This window comes from Desulfobacterales bacterium, from assembly GCA_034520365.1.
Classification (GTDB): domain Bacteria; phylum Desulfobacterota; class Desulfobacteria; order Desulfobacterales; family Desulfosalsimonadaceae; genus M55B175.
The window spans coordinates 1,122,864-1,139,361 of sequence record JAXHNP010000006.1 but is presented as its reverse complement, the minus strand read 5'-3'; the positions used below and the strand labels follow the sequence as shown (position 1 = coordinate 1,139,361).

Here is a 16,498-nt window from a genome sequence, read left to right as displayed (position 1 = left end):
CTGAAAAATAATTATATTTCCGCAGGTGTGTATTTTTTGCGTCACCCTTTTCAGGGCAAAGTTTCCTCAAAAGTAAAACAGCGCGCGTCATCAGCCTCTTGAAGGCTCTGCCGGAAGCCGTTTTTGGAAAAAAGCACATATAGGGGTTCCGCCGCATACCCCACATCAGCGGATTTGGCCTTGAGATCCGCATAAACATCATACCCCACCGGCTGCTCCCGCCATTTACATTCAATACAGGCCACCTTCTTGTCTCCAATGGCCACCAGGTCAATTTCCTGTTTATTGGTCCACCACCTGCCGATCTTTGTGGGCACAAACCCCAGAAACCGCTCCGGCGCCTCTTGAATCCGCTCCAAAACATAATCCTCAAAAGCATGGGCAACGAAGCGTTCTGTAAAGCTTTTCTTAATTTCCTGCAGCACCGTATCCATGTGGCCGGTTTCCAGCAGTGAGCTGTTTCTGAAAACATACTCGAACCAGAATCGCAGATACCGGTCGCGAAACCGGTACCGGCCGAGTTTGGATTTCAATGGATTCTTTTCAGTGACCGGCACCTCTCTGGCAATAATATCGAGTTCACAAAGCTTTTTCATATACCGCGAAAGATGGGACGGGGAAACCCCAAGGCGCGATCCCAGATCACCAATCCGGGTATGGCCGCCGGCCACCGCCTGAAGTATCGAAAAAAATGTGGCGGGCTCGGCAAGCTCATCTTTCAACAAAAACCGCGCTTCATGATAAAGATAGGCATCCTTGTGAAGTACATTATCCCGGATATTTTTCCAGAAGTCCGTTTCCGCATCATACATTTCAAGATATTTGGGCACCGTCCCGAGTGCCGCATAGACGTTCATCTGCTCCATTGCCGACATATGGGGAAAAAAATAAGAAATATCCCGAAACCGCATGGGTTGGAGATGGATATTGGCCGTCCGACGGCCATATAAGGGGGCGGTGTAATCCAATATTTCCGAATGCATCATGGACATGGAGGAGCCGCAGAGAATGAGATGGATGTTTTTACGGCTCAAGTGGAGATCCCAGATTTTCTGCCATATTGAGGAGCATCCCGGAACTGCCGTTGACAATACCGGGTATTCATCTATGGCAAGAATAAGTTTCGGGGCTTTTTCAGGCAGATGATCGGCCGTAAATGCCAATAGATCTTCCAATCCGGAAAAACTCGTATGCCGAAGATATTCCTTGTTGAAATATTCTCCGATTTGGCGGGAAAAAGACTCGATTTGCTGCCTGGCTGTGGTTTCCGTGGCATAATAGTATATGGCGGATTTATTCCGCATGAAATGATTCAACAGCGATGTCTTGCCGACCCGGCGGCGGCCGTAAATCACCGTGAAAGAGGCACGTTTGCGGGCGTGCTCCCGCTCCAGCAGAGCGAGTTCATTTTCTCTGTTATAAAACATTATGTTTTCCATCATTATGTTTTATAACATAATAAATATAATGCTTTTTGAAGTCAACTAAAAATCAATCCTTCTATCGTCTTATCAATCGCATTTTCAAGATCGCGCCGGTTATGGGAATAGCCCATTTCTCTTTCCGCTTTGCTGAAGTCGATATAATGAAAGGTATTTCCCAAAAGGGTCTGCTGCGGATTCAACATAACTTTTTATGTGGCTTAGATGGCGTAACAAACCGTCAAAAGTCAGTTCAATCTACCGACTTTTATCAAAAATCGCATTATTTTCCGCGGCAATTCCGGCGTCTAGTTTACCATAGGGCGTTGACATGCGGATAATCCAGGATTTTGCGGTCGGCGGTCAACAATATGCAATTTTTGAGGCGTGCAGTTGCTGTGATGATTCTGTCGGCGGGGTCTCGGTGAAAACTTTCTATCATTCTTTCAGCATATCCCAGTTTTCCTCTGGAATCATCGGTTCCGTGGGATCGTCTATAATTTTGGCGGTCCCTTTTCCGATGCCCAGTTGGGTCCTGTTTTCGTGCTTTTTCTCCTCAAAGGGAACGATATAGGCGATGGGGATATTGCGCTTGCAAACCTGAATCCTTTCCCCCTTTTCGACATACATCAGTATTTTGCTGAAATTGTTTTTCAATTCAACGATATTGGCTTTCTTCATGGCCCTCTTCCTGTCTTTATTTATGGCGATATGTATTATTAAATACTTTTTGCTTAAAAGTCAATAAAGGGGGGCCGTTAGCCTGGACCTGCCGCGCTTATTAAATGTAAAAATATAAAGGGCGTCCCCTCGCTACAACTCAGGCGGTCGATAGGCGCCGGCCGCCTGATTGATCATTTCCGCCATTTCAAGCAGTGCCCTGTCCTTTCCCCGGGCACCCACCAGCTGCAGTCCGATGGGAATGCCATCCGAGGAGAATCCCGCGGGGATTACCACCACCGGATGGCCGGTCAGATTAAATGGGGCGGTATAGGCGGCACACCCCATCCAGTAATTAATGGCCCGGCCGTCAACCAGAAGCGGTTTATTATAAATATTGTATCCGAATTTCTGATCATCCGGCAAATGATGGGAAAATGCCGGAATCGGGGCCACCGGGCAGACCAGCACGTCCCAGTCCAGCAGCACCCTGTCGAACTTTGCAACCACCTCGTCTCTTGCGCTCAGGGTTTCTATATAATCATCATAACCCGCCGGATATTCCATCTGGAGCAGTGGGGTTTTGGCCCGGTACGTCCCGCCGGCCAGAAAAACCAGAAATCTTGTCATGGCCGGTTGAAGCACCCCGACTTCAAGATCGACCATTTTGCCCCAGGTCGCCCAGACCGAGTTGAAATCAATGCCGGAGAGTCTGAGATGCCGGATTTCACCCGCTTTGCCGGACAATTTGTCGACAAATTGCTGAAGCACCTGCGCGGTATCCTTTGAGACCTGCACATCCCCAAACTGATCGGTCCAGGCGATACGCAGGTCTGCCAGCGATTCTTTGATTACCGGGCTTTCATCCGGCTGAACAACCATCCCGTCCTTTCCGTCCGGACCTGCAATCAATTGATAGGCCAGTTTCAAATCCGCAATGGATCGGGCCAGCGGGCCATTGGAGGCCATATGTCGAACGCTTTTAAAATCCGGCTCCATAAGCGGCACAAAGCTTCCGTGATTGGACACGGTATTTTCCGTGGGCTTAAACCCGTAGATGCCGCAGAAGTGGGAGGGCTGACGGATGGAGCCGCCGAGATCACTGCCGATATTAAGCGGCGACATCCCGGCGGCAACTGCGGCCGCCCCGCCGCCGGTACTGCCCCCGGGCGTCCGGTTTAGATCCCAGGGATTATTCGTCCGGCCGAATATATCGTTACTGGTCTGCATATCCATTGCCATGGGCGGCATATTGGTTTTTCCCAGGATAATGGCGCCAGCATCTTTTAATCGGGATACCACGGTGGCATCGAAATCCGGCAGATATTCGGCTGTGGAAATCATCCCGTTCGTGTTTCGCAAATCTTTTACGGCAAAATGGTCTTTCACCGTTACAGGCACGCCATGCAGCGGGCCCCAGTATTCGCCCTGTTTTAAGGCGGCATCCGCTTGTCGGGCCCGGCGGCGGACCGCGTGCTCATCAATGGTGACGATCGCGTTAATTTCGGGATTAAACTGATGGATATGCTTCAAATGGGCCTCCACCACCTCAACGGCTGTCAGGCGGCCGGTGCGGATGGCCTCGGCGATCTGGGAGGCTGTTAAAAATACGACGGGCCGGCCGGACCCTGAAACCGCATCCGGCGGGGCCTCATAGGGCTGGGGAGATATCGCTTCTCCGCAGCCGCTCACTATAAAAACCATCAGAAACAAAAAGATTATTGGATTTCGTCGAATCTTTCGAAATATCATGCCTGTCCCCAAAAGAATATTCATCAGTCCACCCGCTGCATTATCTGATATTCATTCAAAAATATTTAGGACCGTGGGCGCCTGGATTCCCCGACCCGGTCCAGCGCATATTTAAAAGTGATCGGTCCGAAGACCTGGTTGATTGAAATCGCGGCCACAACCGTTGCCGCGGCGGCGGCCCCCCAGCCCGGAAAATTTCTGGCCAGAATACCGCAAAGCCCAAGGCTTACGCCAGCCTGGGCAATATAGGACAATCCGGCCATTTTTGCAAATACCGGCGGATCACCGCTCAGCCGGCCGGACAACCAGGCGCTTGTCCATATAAAAAACCCCCGCCCCATCGCCAGGAGTACCGCCAGCATCCAGGTCTGTCGGAGTATGGACAGGTTCAAGCCGGCACCGATCAGGGAAAAAAACAGAATATAGACCGGAAGGGAGAGCCGATCGAGCCGTTGGATAAAAAAAAAGCCGTTCTGGGTAAAATTGCGAATAAAAAATCCCGCGGTCATGCAAATCAGCATGGGTTCCAGGTGGAAATGGATCTTATAGAACCGATCCAGCAGCTGGACAAATTGATCAGAAAAAAAAGTCACCAGGAATGCGACAGCCAGAATAAATACCGGAATTTCAGCACCCACCCGCCGCATAAAAAAATCAATCATCCAGCCCATCACCAGGCCGGCCAAAACGGAGCCTGCCACCGCCATCCCCACGGTTAATAAAAAAATCATATCCAGGCTGGCATCCGCCTGGACCACGGCCACAGCTATAGAAACCGTTGCCGCAAACAGCGCTATCACCAGCACATCAATAATCAGGGTAACGCCTAGGATGCTTTCCGTGAACGGCCCTTTTGCCCTGCATTCACTGATAATGGCCATTGCCGAAGATGGCGAGCGGGCGATTGACAGGACACTGATCACGGCAGCCGCTGAGAAAAGAACCGGCAGGGGGGCGTCGGTGAGAAACGGAATCAGTTTTCGGCCCAAAAGAATCAAGCCGAAAATCCCGGCAAAAACGCCGGCCACCTGAAACAGCACACCCAAACAGATGCTGCGGCGCCGCTTTTTCAATTCAGCCAGATCCAGCTCTCCACCGGCTGAAAGGGCGATCACCGCCAGGGCCAGATTATCCAGAAGCTTTAATTCAGTCACCGTATCCGAGGGAATAAAATTGGCCACATACGGCCCGGCAAGCACGCCGGCAATGATATATCCGGTAATTTTCGGCAGATTCAACCGGGACAGGATATCACCCAGCAGATAGGCCGCAAGCAGTAAAAAACCGAAGGAAAGGGAAAGACGCGCGCCTTCCGGCCGATCCCAGGCTCCGGCGCCGGTAATGACAAGCGCCATGAAAATAACAATAAGCAACAATCCGGCAAGCCGCCTCACCCCACCTCCCCCCAGGTTCGCGTCAACAGCTTTCGGGTGATTTCCGGACTGATCAGCTCATTGATGATCACAGCAATGACGAGCATGCCCACAACCTGATTCATAAGGGGGCTGCTGCCCGCCAGATAGAGGTCCATGGCCATGGCAATAGCAACCCCGCTTTGCGACAAAAAAACCAGCCCGAACCATGGCGGGGCCTTGACATCCTTTGCAATGAAGCGGGCCGCCGCATATCCGCCCAGTATTTTGCCGCAGGTGCGGAAAAACAGATAGGCGGCCGCCAGGGCGATGCTTATACCTGCTGCCGGCTGCCAGACGGCGCCCGCCAGGATGAGAAATACGATATAAAAAGGCTTTTCCTGACGGGCGACGGCCATAAACACCCGGTCTTTCGAACCCGGCAGATTGGCCGCGGTCACGCCCGCAATCATGTTTACAAACAGGGGGGAAAGGCTGAAAAAGATGGCCACCCCGCCGGTAAAGGTAATAATGCCGATAATAAATACCCAGAGTTCATCTTCCGCGCAATGGACCTGGATCAGCAGATGCAGGAGAAATCCCATACTGATGCCGAAAACAATCGATACCCCGATCCATTGCAGAAACGGCAAAAAATCAATACCAAGGGGCGAGGGCGCGGCGTACAGGGCGCATGCGGCCAAACCAAAAAAAGTAAATCCGAGGAGCGGATCAAATCCGGCAATATAACGGATCAAATCCACATTCGAATTGGTACGGTGTCCGCCTTCATTTACGATCAGGGCAATTATGGTGGGGGAGGTGCAGCAGGCCACTGCGCCTATCGCCATCGCCAGGGCAACAGCCGGCATATCGAAACGCATTTGATGCAGAAGCCAAATAAACGGGACAAATACCAGTAAAAACGTAACTGTCGCCTGTATCAAGGCAGCAGAGAAAAACGCGCGCGGAAAGCGGCTTACCTTCTCCTTTTCAAACTGAAGCCCAAAAACCAGGCCGAAATACCCCAGGCCCAAACTGAACAAAGGGCCCAGCCGAGCAATGGTGGCATGATCCAGGAGGCCCATGAATTGGTCCCCAAGGGCCAGTCCGATGAAAATAAATTCCGTGCCGGTGAGAAAAAAGAATCTGGCGCCTGAGGGCAGCGGCAGGCGGACAAAGGTTTTGCGATACCCCACCAGGGCGATAGAGACCAGAATCACTAAACCGATAATGGTCTTGGTCACCTATCGTATCTCCTCTGCCAAACCTTCCACGTGAAATACCGGTAAAGTAAACATGATCCCGGAGCCCGGGGATTCAAAATTGTCGCACACTTCGCGGGCCAGATGAAAGGCTTTTTCACGAGAATCTGAGTCCACCACGGACATGATCATATACGTATCCGCCCCCCAGCCGGGAAAAAGCGATTTAAATCCCGTAAATATGGGAATTTCAGAGGATATAATCTGTCCCATGCCCCGTACGTCAACCACAGTGGCCCCTCTCAAACCGAGTTCCAGAAAACCGGTGAGGATATCCTCCACCTGGTGGTGATCCTTGACCACGATCACCAGCAGCTGCATTTTTTCTTCAGGGCTATTCGACATGCCGGGCATCCTCTCGCGCGATAAGGTCGTAAATCTCCTTGGAGCCCATGGATTGGGAGGCTGCCTTTAGAATTTCCCCGCTTTTAATCAGGCGGGCGATGCGAGCCAGCAGCTTGATATGCAGGCCGGTTTCCCCGGGCGGGCTGACCAGCAGAAAAACCATGCGGACCGGGCGATGATCAATGGCTTCAAAATCAATGCCTTTGGCCGTGAGGGCAAGCAGGCAGACGGTATTCGGCAGGCCGTCAACAGTGGCATGGGGCACCGCCACGCCAAAGCCGATACCCGTGCTGCCGGCCTCTTCGCGCTCCGTCAATTTCCGCTGCAATTCCTTCGGGTTGACGTCCGGGTAGCGCTCCGCCACTCGGTCGGCAAGTAACGCCAGTAGCCCGGATTTGTCATCGGCCTTCAAACCGGTGAAAACCAGGTCTTGGTCCAGGAAATGACTCAGTTTCATAACGGTGCGCTCTCCAGCCTGAAAAGGCTTGCCTGGCAATTAGCGGGTTAGGTCAAGTCAGTAAGTCTGAAAATCCGCTTAATCAATATAAAAACCGATATGATATAGGGGTACACGGCTAATTCGTTCCTTTTTTGATGGGTTTCCTATCCAGGCGAGATCTAAATAAAAGGCGATTCGCTTTCAGGAAACGCCTATTGAAATAAATACCAAAAAACCGCCCGCAATCCAACAGGAATCCGACAAGTTCCCAAAATGGCATAAAATATAAATGTTGACGTTACTGCTTGATCACCCGCCAAAGCGAGTCCACAAAATAGTGCCGCGCATCCGAGTAGTTTTCAATAACCTCAAAACCGACGTGCCGGGCCTTTGCCTGCATATCTGGAAGGGTGAATTTATAGGAGGATTCCGTATGAAAAGGTTCCCAGGCGTCAAAGGAAAAATTGCGGCATAACGCATCAATGTATATGGATTGGGATTTTTTGCTCAGCAGGCAGCTTTTGACCGCTCCGTCAAATGCATCCCATGCACTGTAATAGGTAAACTGATCCGCACCAAAATCTCCACCGAGCTCCCGATTGATCCGGCTTAACAAGTTCAGGTTAAAGGCGGCGGTCACCCCTTGCGCATCATTATACGCTTGGTTAATAATGGCCGCATCCTTTTTCAGGTCCATCCCGATCAGCACATAATCACCATGATTCAGTGCGTTCCAGAGGCTTGAGAGAAACTGGATCTGATAAGATGGCGAAAAGTTACCGATGTTTGAGCCCAGAAACAGAATGAGATTCCTGGCCGCATTCTGATGGGAGAGCCAGTCCACGCCCACAAAATAATCAGATACCAGGCCGTTTACGGAAATCTCCGGACACTCCCGGGAGAGATTCGAACAAAGCCCGCTGACCGCACTTTCGGATATATCAATCGGTACATAGCGGAAATCGATTTTTTGACTGCGCAGCTCATTGATCAGGATGCGGGTTTTACTGCCGTCGCCCGCGCCCAGCTCGACCAGATTCAGCCGCGCGGCGGAAACCGCCTGGATAATCGCCGGGCTGTATCGCAGCAGGATTTCGGTTTCGCAGCGCGTGGGATAATATTCCGGCAGCTCCATAATCCGGCAGAAAAGCCGGCTGCCGGTTTCATCATAGAGGTATTTGCTGGGGACGCTTTTAACCGGCTGGGACAATCCGTAAAGCAGGTCGGATGCGAATTCGTCATTTTCGCTGCAGGCGCGGACATCGCCGGGTGAGAGGACCTGATAGGTGGCTTTCATGGCAAAACTCCCTGTTAAATTTGACAGCTCGCAAAAAGTCAATTTTGAAATGGGAAAGCAAAATGTTCAAAATCGCGGCGCGCAAATCCCGAGGAATGCAGGTTACTTAATCGTACGTGAAATTCCGGGGGTTGCAGCGCAACAAAAATATTGGGCTTTTTGCGAAGCCATCACGCTTTACTTTTCCCCTGACCGGCTACCACGGCCTCGGCCCGGGCCACTGCCTCCGGATCGCCCAGGTAATAATGATTCGTGGCATTTAAGGACTCATCCAGCTCATAGACCAGCGGAATGCCGGTGGGGATATTCAGCTTAACGATTTCCTCCTCCGAGATATTGTCCAGATGCATGACCAGGCCTCTCAGGCTATTGCCGTGCGCGGCAATGATTACCCGGCGGCCCGATTTTATGGCCGGGGCAATGCTGTTATGCCAATAGGGCAGAAACCGCTCGATGGTGTCCTTTAAACTCTCGGTGCGGGGGATCTGTTTGTCGTCAAGATCCGCATACCTGGGATCCAGTGCCGGATCACGGGGATCGCCCTTTTCAATCGCCCCGGGCGCAATATCATAGCTCCGGCGCCAGATTTGGACCTGCTCCTCTCCGTATTGTTCGGCTGTTTCCGCCTTGTTCAGCCCCTGAAGGAACCCGTACATCCGTTCATTGAGCCGCCAGGAGTTGTGCACCGGAATCCACATCCGATCCATTTCATCCATCACAATCCACAGGGTCCGGATGGCGCGCTTTAAAACCGAGGTAAACGCAACGTCAAAAACAAACCCCTTTTCTCTTAAAATCCGGCCGGCAGACCTGGCCTCTTCAATGCCGGCATCAGTCAAATCCACATCCGTCCATCCGGTAAACCGGTTTTCCTTGTTCCAGACGCTTTCCCCGTGTCGTAAAAGAACGAGCTGGTTCATAGTTATCCTCTTTAATAAAATCCGTCATTTTCATCTTCATTTATACCCATATCCGCATCATCTGCCGCTGCCGATACGCCTGCTTCTGTCGGCAGAATTTTGACGGCAAACTGAATCATCTGGGTATGGGTAATCATTTTAAACTCCGGCCGGGTCCGCCCTCTTTCCGCCCGAAGCGGCCGGCACATGATTTCCATGGCTTCCAGGGGCAGAAAGCCATTTTTAGAGAGGCATATGGCAAGTTCACCCAGCTGATCATAGGTCGGCACCGTGCAGGCCAGATACCCGCCGGAACAAAGCGCCGCCCATGCGGCGTCAAGTTCCTCCCAGGGCGTTGGGATATCCATTAAAAGTGCATCCACGCCTGTTTCAGACAGCGGCTCTTTTTTATCCCTCAGTTTAAGCGCCACCCGATCGGCCAGTCCCACCCGGTGCAGATTCTTGCCGGTGCATTTCAGCATATCCTCCCGGATATCGTAAGTATAGATACAGCCCTCAGGGCCCACCGCATAAGCCAGGCTGATGGCCATGGCACCGGAACCCGCCCCGATTTCAATTACCCGCGCCCCGGGCTTGATGCCGATTCGATACAGGATCCGGGAAATATCCTTTGGATAGTTAATATTTGAAATCCGGCGCACCCCCATGGCCAAATCCTCTGCAGTTGGCTTCAGAAGATACACGGGATGGCCGGTACTGGTCGTAATGGCGGCGCCGTAAGGCCGGCCGATCATTCTGGAATAGGAGAGTTTCCCGTGCTTTGTATTCATCTCGCCGTCTTCCTTAACCCGGATCAGCTTGGGCCCTTTATCCTTGAAATGACAAACCACCATATCGCCTTCACCAATCTGCATCATCTGCCTCCGTATGAGACTCTGCACACAATGTCATTAACTTTAGCATTCCGCCTCTGTCATTTCGAGGAACGACAGTGACGAGAAATCTAAAAAAATCATGCAATTATAAGATTTCTCGCTGCCGCTCGAAATGACCACCGAGCCTATTTCTGCTCTTACGTTAATGGCATTGACTCTGCACATACAATCATTCATATTCGGAAAAGGCGGTTTTTAAACCTGCAATCCAGACTGCTTTCCGTTCTTAATAGATATCATAATCGTAATTTATCGCAATGCCATTGAAATCATGCGGATCATGCCATAATATAATTAAAATTATATTATTACGGTAATTTGAATATATATTTTTAAAGTAAAGGTTTAGTTGATAGGATGGCATTTTGGAAATGAATGGCGCCATTACAGACGCATTTTTGCAACGCCATAAAAAAGTTTGGGCGACCCCGTAAGGATCGCCCAGTGGAGGAAAAAAATGAAAAAAAATGAAAGAAAGCGTTTTAATTCACCAGCCCGTATTTAAACGCATAATGCGTGATCTCGGCATTGTTTTTCATGCCCATTTTCTGGAGCACCCGGGAGCGGTAGGTACTGATGGTTTTTTCACTCAGATTCAAATCCCGGGCGATATCCTTAACCGTTTTGCCGGCGGCAATCATGCAGAGGGACTGATACTCACGGTCTGATAAATTATCATGCGGCAGTTTTTCCTGGTCCGTGCCCAGGGTGAAAAGCAGTTTTTCCGCCAGGGTTGCGCTGACATATTTGCCGCCCTTGGATAATTTTCGGATCGCGTTGACCAGCTCCTCCGGCGCGCTTTCCTTGGTCAGGTAACCGGATGCCCCGCACCGCAGCACCCGCACGGCATACTGCTCTTCGGGATGAATACTTAACACCAGAATGGGCATCTGGGGTTTAATCTGGCGGATTTGTTTCACCAGATCAATGATATTTGGGCCCGGCATGGTGATGTCGAGTATCACCATATCATAATTGCCGGCCTTTAGATGGTCGATCACCTCGAATCCGTTATCTGACTCTCCGAGGACCTGCATATCAGAGACTTCTGAAATAATCTGCTTTAACCCCTGACGTACCACCGCATGATCATCGGCGATAAAGATTTTAACCATAACAACATTCCTGCGTATAAATGTTCAATTAGCAGCCTGCCTGTTCACCCCGGATTTTGGGGTTATCCCTGAAATCATGGAAAACGGACAGACATGGACTATATTTTCTATACCTTATATACAAGCTGGAGACTATCCTGCTGCGTCTGAAATTTATGTCATCCCCATTCTTTTATACTTGTCATCCTTTTACCGACACCGACCCATAAACTTAATTCAGGGAGCCGCATTTACCGCTGTATCCACTCACGCCCGATTCCCTTGCGTTGCCGTCTCATCTTTTTTGACAACCGGCAGTTTAATCTTTAAGGCAGTCCCTTTTTCGGCTCCTGCGGCCAGCTCCATATGGCCGCCAAAGGCATTGACCCGCTCCCGGATCCCCAAAAGCCCATAGGACCCACTGTCATTAAGCGCCTCCGTATCTACACCGACGCCGTTATCAATAATTTGAAAATCGATCCAGCCATCTGACTGGTCAAGCTTTACAAATACTTCCGTGGCCTTGGCGTGACGGGCGATATTGGTCAAAGCCTCCTGAAAAATCCGGAACATGGAGGTGCACAATTCATCGCAGATGCCGTCTCCGGAAAAGGTCTGCTGCTGGATGCGGGAATCGCATTTAATGCCGGTTCGATCGCGAAACTCCGAAAGATACCAATCCATTGCCGCCTCAAGGCCCAGGTCATTCAGCACATCCGGCCGCAGCCGGGCGGAAATATGTTTCACAGACTGAAGGGATTCATTGACCAGCCCGATGGTCATATCCACTTTTTCCAGCAGCGTGTCCGTATCCCCTTCCGGGGCATGGCGTTTCATCCAGGCCAGATCGAACTTGATGGCTGTTAATAACTGGCCCAGGTCATCATGGACCTCCCTTGCAATGATAGTGCGCTCCTGCTCCCGGGCGGCTTCCAGATGCTTTGAAAAATTCCGCAGCTCCTCATGGGATTTCTGAAGGGCGGCCTCGGCTTTTTTACGCTCCGTAATATCCTGCAGTGACCCCTCGATATGGGAAAAATTGCCCCAATCATCATATATGACATGGGCGGTAATGTTTACCCAGACGATCGCGCCGTCCCAGCACCAGAGCCGGGATTCGTAATCCCGCACATAGCCGTTTCGCATCAGCTGGCGCCGAAAATTTTCTCCATCGGCCGGCTTTAAATACGCCTTCCGGGCGTCCTGGGCCATTAGGTCTTCCCGGCTGGGACACCGGAAAATTACCAAGCAGGCCGGGTTGGCATCGATAATCCGGCCGTCCATGGTGGTCTGAAACAGGCCGATCGGCAGACTTTCAAAAAGGGAGCGATATTTCGCCTCGCTTTCGCGCAGGGCATCCTCGGCATATCGGCGCTCGGTGACATCCCGGGTAATCCCTCCGAAGTTTATAATATTGCCTTCAACATCGCAAATTATAGATACGGATGTATCAAGATAGATATTCTTGCCGTCTTTGCGTTTTACCCGCCATTCGAACCCTTTGGCCCCATTGCCTGTGGCAAATACCTGATTGAAGGTTTTAAACACGCGGTCCGCATCTTCTTCCAGCATAAAAGTACGGTAGTTCATGCCCATGAGTTCGGAACGGGGGTAGCCCAGAATGTCACACAGGGAATCATTGAAAAATGTCAGGTTGCCGTAGAGATCCACTTCATAATAGCCGTCCTCGATATTGGCCAGAATGCCCCGATACTTGGCTTCGCTCTCCTGAAGCGCCTTTTCCGCCAGCTTCCGGTCGGTGATCTCCCGGACCACCTCAATCACGCCCTGCAATCCGCCGGATTCACTGAGCATTGGAAAACTCCGGAGGTACCAGCATCGTCCGTCAGGGGCTTCCTGATGCATTTCATGGGGGGTTAGGGTTTCAAAGGTTTTCAGAACCGGACAGTCCGGACAGGGGGTCTGCCTTTGAAACCAGCATTCATGACAGGTCATTGAGAGGAGTTCGGCTCTGTCATAGCCGGATGCGCTGATAAGCGCCTGGTTCATCCATGCCGGCGTCATGTCAGGCGACGAATAGAAGGCGACGATGTCTGCGATGCCGTCTAAAATGGTCGATTTAATATGTTCGGACGAAAATTCATGAACCGGCGGCGCATCCGCAGCGCAGGCAGGCGCGGGATGGTCATTGGGTGCCGGCCTGGTATCGCTATCACCGGGCTTCAGTCCAGTTTCGGGCTCTCTGGCGCGATTGGCCGGCTTCTCCTTACGAGGTTTTCCACCGGGCATAAAAAAATCCTCCACACTGATCGATTGAACAAAGCAGCAGATATCTCCCTTCCTGCATACGACAGTCAGCCAAAAGATGCAACCGGTTGCCGTCAGGAAAACACGGCTAATTTGTTCTAACCGCAAAATCCATACCCCCGGTCCTGTTAACGCTAAGGTTGGGATTCGTTTTCTTCGCTATCGGGATCGAAATCGGGATCGAAATCGCTATCGGGATCGAAATCGATGCTGTAGACTTCCTGATCCTCCCGAACTTGGTATCCTCTTCCGCCGAGACGGCTGAGCATCGCGGCCATACGGTCGAGTTCATCCTTGCGGTTCCGGCTTTCCATCTTGTCCAGCGCCTTGCCGACAACCAGCACATCTTGAATCGCCGCGCACTCAAGCGCGGAGCCACGAGCGATTTCGAAATAACGCCTTCGGTCGGCTTCCGCGGTCTTGCCATTACCTTCGGCGATATTGAGCGGTATCGACTGGCTGGCCCGAAGCCATTGATCCCGGGCGGGTCGATGGACTCCGTTCAGGCTGTCGGCCTTCTCGTAAACCCATGCAACGTAGCCTATTGAAAGGCGATAGACGTCCAGTTTTTCACGTCCAAGGGTCATATTTTTTTCGATCCCGATCCCGATAGCGATTTCGATTTGGATACAGAACAAATTAGCCCTGGTCAGGAAAATTTCAGGATACCGCCGGCAAACTCAATTAAAGCGCCATGAAAACCGGGCAGATAGCTGTGTAATGGATAGACGCAGACTATTGACAATGGGACTCAGTGATTTATCTTATACTATCACTTTGTGGCAGCTAAAGGAGGTGATTCTATGTTCGAAATAAGCCCAAAAGCCAAAAAAAAGATAGATCAGATATTAAATGACCGACAGCCGGAAGGTGCTATTCGCCTGATGCCGGTTTCCGGCGGCTGTGCGGGGACGTCCATTGACCTGTTTTTTGATAAAGCCACAGATGCCGATGTTCGGCTTGACCATGACAACATTGATTTCATCATTGATAAAGCAGTATACGAGCAGGCAAAGCCTATTTTTGTTGATTACTCGGATAATCCGGTAACCCCCGGGTTTACTGTTTCATCAAGCCTTGACAACGGGGCTGCATGTGCCGGCTGCTCCGGATGCTGACGGGCATCAGGGGCAAATACCATGACTTTGACACCTAAATTGAGCGTTTCCAACTTTTAAAACGTGATTTTGTAAAGGATTATACCAAACTCTCAATCCCACACTTTTCCCCAATTTTTCTCAAAGACAGCAACAAATAAATCCACCCCGCATTCTTTTTCACGGTGAATTTGTTCTGGCGAGAAATCCCATAACCATGGGGTTTCTCGCATGTAAGGTCGGCACGGTGGCCGACCCTACAAAATGTCGGCATTGTCGCGATAGTGCGGGCCACCGTGCCCGCCTGAAAAATAGATAGAATAAATTTACCGTGCATTTTTTTACTTGCATGCTTGATCAATGTTCAATAAAATGATCAATACTCATAAACAATTTAATTCAAGCAATCGGAGGGCCCTATGTATGATTTCATGTTAACGCCTGAGCAGCAGGCGGTAAAAAAGGAAACCCGGGAGTTCGTCCGGGAGGAAATCACCAGCGATTTCCTCCGGAAAATGGATAAGGATGAAATCACCTACCCCCGCGAATTCGTCGAAAAACTGGCGGCCCGAAAACTTTTCGGCATTCGGTTTCCGGAAAAATACGGCGGCCGGGGCATGAGCTGGGTGGCTGAAATGGCGGCCGCGGAAGAAATCGGCTGCCTGGGCATGGCTCTGGGCTGTGCGTTTGTCATGCCGTCCATTGTGGGCGAAGCGTTGAACATGTTCGGCACCGAAGAACAAAAGGAAAAATTCTTAAAACCCTACCTGGAAGGAAAACTCGTATCCGCCGAAGCCCTGACCGAACCCCGCGGCGGATCGGACTTTTTCGGTGCCATGACCAAGGCGGAGCTGAAAGGCGACCACTTCATCTTAAACGGCATGAAGCGCTTTGTGGTGGGGGCCGAGGGGGCGGACTTCTTCCTGGTATACTGCCGCACCAATTTTGATCCCAATGCCCATAAGTATCACCGATTGAGCCTGCTTCTGGTTGAACGGGGGCCGGGCGTTGAAACCGAATACATGTACGGTCTGCTCGGCTGCCGGGGCGGCGGCACCGGCCGGCTGGTTTTCCGGGATGTCAAGGTGCCCAAAGAAAATCTGGTGGGTGAGCTCCACGGCGGCGCCCTGTGCTTTAATCAAATGATGATTCCGGAGCGCCTGACCTCGGCTGGCGCTTCCTTAGGCGCCTGGGGGGCGCTTGATCTGGCGGTCCGGTATTCCAACAAACGCCGGGCGTTTGGCAAAGAGATCCGAAAATACCAGGGGGTCAGCTTCAAAGTGGCGGATTCCATCACCCAGCTCGATGCGGCGCGGGCCTTGACCTATATGGCTGCGCGGGCGGTGGATGAAAACGCGCCCAACGCCCGCCGGCTTGTGAGCGAGGCCAAGCGGTGCGCCACGGAAAACGCCTGGGATATCGTCAATGCCGCCATGCAGATTATGGGCGGTATCGGCTACACGGATGTCTATCCCATTGAACGGGCCTTGAGAGACATCCGCCTGGCCATGATCTGGACCGGAACGAGCGAGATCATGAACCTGTTGATCCAGCATGAATACTATAATGAAATCTTAAATGATGTTTATGACCGCCGACTGATGGAGCAGGACGCCGGAAAGCCGGATGAATCCGAACGCTGCTACACGGATGAGGACATGCAGGCCGTGTTTGAGAGTTATCGCTCATCCTGACACTGATTTGAAGGGATCT

15 protein-coding genes are annotated in these 16,498 nt (G+C 51.4%); 2 read left to right on the top strand and 13 right to left on the bottom strand.

The features are described from left to right. Positions 1-50 precede the first annotated feature (50 nt). The 13 genes from U5L07_13050 to U5L07_12990 all read right to left on the bottom strand — a co-directional run bounded on the left by U5L07_13050 (position 51) and on the right by U5L07_12990 (position 14,326). Positions 51-1,427 carry an ATP-binding protein gene (locus U5L07_13050; GenBank protein ID MDZ7832675.1) on the bottom strand — a complete coding sequence of 459 codons (1,377 nt, stop codon included), beginning with the start codon at positions 1,425-1,427 and terminating at the stop codon, positions 51-53. A 432-nt stretch (positions 1,428-1,859) separates the two neighbouring features. Next, the gene (locus tag U5L07_13045; protein MDZ7832674.1) at positions 1,860-2,102 is read right to left on the bottom strand and encodes a type II toxin-antitoxin system prevent-host-death family antitoxin; all 243 of its coding nucleotides are present in this window, start codon (positions 2,100-2,102) and stop codon (positions 1,860-1,862) included. Positions 2,103-2,234: 132 nt separating this feature from the next. Then, positions 2,235-3,833, bottom strand: coding sequence for an amidase (locus tag U5L07_13040; protein MDZ7832673.1), 1,599 nt, complete (start codon positions 3,831-3,833; stop codon positions 2,235-2,237). A gap of 65 nt (positions 3,834-3,898) precedes the next feature. Then, positions 3,899-5,209: a cation:proton antiporter gene (locus U5L07_13035; protein ID MDZ7832672.1), complete on the bottom strand. Its 1,311-nt coding sequence runs from the start codon at positions 5,207-5,209 to the stop codon at positions 3,899-3,901. 14 nt (positions 5,210-5,223) lie between these two features. Then, positions 5,224-6,432: a hypothetical protein gene (locus tag U5L07_13030; GenBank protein MDZ7832671.1), complete on the bottom strand. Its 1,209-nt coding sequence runs from the start codon at positions 6,430-6,432 to the stop codon at positions 5,224-5,226. Continuing rightward, the gene (locus tag U5L07_13025) at positions 6,433-6,795 is read right to left on the bottom strand and encodes a hypothetical protein (protein MDZ7832670.1); all 363 of its coding nucleotides are present in this window, start codon (positions 6,793-6,795) and stop codon (positions 6,433-6,435) included. Further along, the gene (locus tag U5L07_13020) at positions 6,785-7,252 is read right to left on the bottom strand and encodes a PTS sugar transporter subunit IIA (protein ID MDZ7832669.1); all 468 of its coding nucleotides are present in this window, start codon (positions 7,250-7,252) and stop codon (positions 6,785-6,787) included. Before U5L07_13020 ends, U5L07_13025 begins: the two co-directional genes overlap by 11 nt. 280 nt (positions 7,253-7,532) lie before the next feature. Further along, the gene (gene egtD, locus U5L07_13015) at positions 7,533-8,531 is read right to left on the bottom strand and encodes an L-histidine N(alpha)-methyltransferase (protein MDZ7832668.1); all 999 of its coding nucleotides are present in this window, start codon (positions 8,529-8,531) and stop codon (positions 7,533-7,535) included. Between the two features lie 170 nt (positions 8,532-8,701). After that, positions 8,702-9,451 carry a 2,3-diphosphoglycerate-dependent phosphoglycerate mutase gene (gpmA, locus tag U5L07_13010; protein ID MDZ7832667.1) on the bottom strand — a complete coding sequence of 250 codons (750 nt, stop codon included), beginning with the start codon at positions 9,449-9,451 and terminating at the stop codon, positions 8,702-8,704. Positions 9,452-9,462: 11 nt separating this feature from the next. Continuing rightward, the gene (locus tag U5L07_13005; GenBank protein ID MDZ7832666.1) at positions 9,463-10,305 is read right to left on the bottom strand and encodes a tRNA (adenine-N1)-methyltransferase; all 843 of its coding nucleotides are present in this window, start codon (positions 10,303-10,305) and stop codon (positions 9,463-9,465) included. A gap of 503 nt (positions 10,306-10,808) precedes the next feature. Further along, a complete protein-coding gene (locus U5L07_13000; GenBank protein ID MDZ7832665.1) occupies positions 10,809-11,441 on the bottom strand; it encodes a response regulator transcription factor in 633 nt (210 codons plus the stop codon). 246 nt (positions 11,442-11,687) lie between these two features. Next, on the bottom strand, positions 11,688-13,670 hold the full coding sequence (locus U5L07_12995; GenBank protein MDZ7832664.1) for a PAS domain S-box protein: 1,983 nt from the start codon (positions 13,668-13,670) through the stop codon (positions 11,688-11,690). 152 nt (positions 13,671-13,822) lie between these two features. Beyond that, the gene (locus U5L07_12990) at positions 13,823-14,326 is read right to left on the bottom strand and encodes a four helix bundle protein (protein ID MDZ7832663.1); all 504 of its coding nucleotides are present in this window, start codon (positions 14,324-14,326) and stop codon (positions 13,823-13,825) included. Positions 14,327-14,491: 165 nt separating this feature from the next. Between U5L07_12990 and U5L07_12985 the strand changes: the two genes are divergently transcribed. Both U5L07_12985 and U5L07_12980 read left to right on the top strand, forming a co-directional pair. Further along, the gene (locus tag U5L07_12985; GenBank protein ID MDZ7832662.1) at positions 14,492-14,806 is read left to right on the top strand and encodes a hypothetical protein; all 315 of its coding nucleotides are present in this window, start codon (positions 14,492-14,494) and stop codon (positions 14,804-14,806) included. 398 nt (positions 14,807-15,204) lie between these two features. Continuing rightward, entirely contained in the window at positions 15,205-16,479 is a 1,275-nt protein-coding gene (locus U5L07_12980) for an acyl-CoA dehydrogenase family protein (protein MDZ7832661.1), read from the top strand. Positions 16,480-16,498: the final 19 nt, after the last annotated feature.

Coding starts and splice junctions, on each gene's coding strand:
- U5L07_13050 (MDZ7832675.1), bottom strand. CDS start 1,427: ATGTTTTATAACAGAGAAAATGAACTCGCTCTGCTGGAGCGGGAGCAC.
- U5L07_13045 (MDZ7832674.1), bottom strand. CDS start 2,102: ATGAAGAAAGCCAATATCGTTGAATTGAAAAACAATTTCAGCAAAATA.
- U5L07_13040 (MDZ7832673.1), bottom strand. CDS start 3,833: ATGATATTTCGAAAGATTCGACGAAATCCAATAATCTTTTTGTTTCTG.
- U5L07_13025 (MDZ7832670.1), bottom strand. CDS start 6,795: ATGTCGAATAGCCCTGAAGAAAAAATGCAGCTGCTGGTGATCGTGGTC.
- U5L07_13020 (MDZ7832669.1), bottom strand. CDS start 7,252: ATGAAACTGAGTCATTTCCTGGACCAAGACCTGGTTTTCACCGGTTTG.
- egtD (MDZ7832668.1), bottom strand. CDS start 8,531: ATGAAAGCCACCTATCAGGTCCTCTCACCCGGCGATGTCCGCGCCTGC.
- gpmA (MDZ7832667.1), bottom strand. CDS start 9,451: ATGAACCAGCTCGTTCTTTTACGACACGGGGAAAGCGTCTGGAACAAG.
- U5L07_13005 (MDZ7832666.1), bottom strand. CDS start 10,305: ATGCAGATTGGTGAAGGCGATATGGTGGTTTGTCATTTCAAGGATAAA.
- U5L07_13000 (MDZ7832665.1), bottom strand. CDS start 11,441: ATGGTTAAAATCTTTATCGCCGATGATCATGCGGTGGTACGTCAGGGG.
- U5L07_12995 (MDZ7832664.1), bottom strand. CDS start 13,670: ATGCCCGGTGGAAAACCTCGTAAGGAGAAGCCGGCCAATCGCGCCAGA.
- U5L07_12985 (MDZ7832662.1), top strand. CDS start 14,492: ATGTTCGAAATAAGCCCAAAAGCCAAAAAAAAGATAGATCAGATATTA.
- U5L07_12980 (MDZ7832661.1), top strand. CDS start 15,205: ATGTATGATTTCATGTTAACGCCTGAGCAGCAGGCGGTAAAAAAGGAA.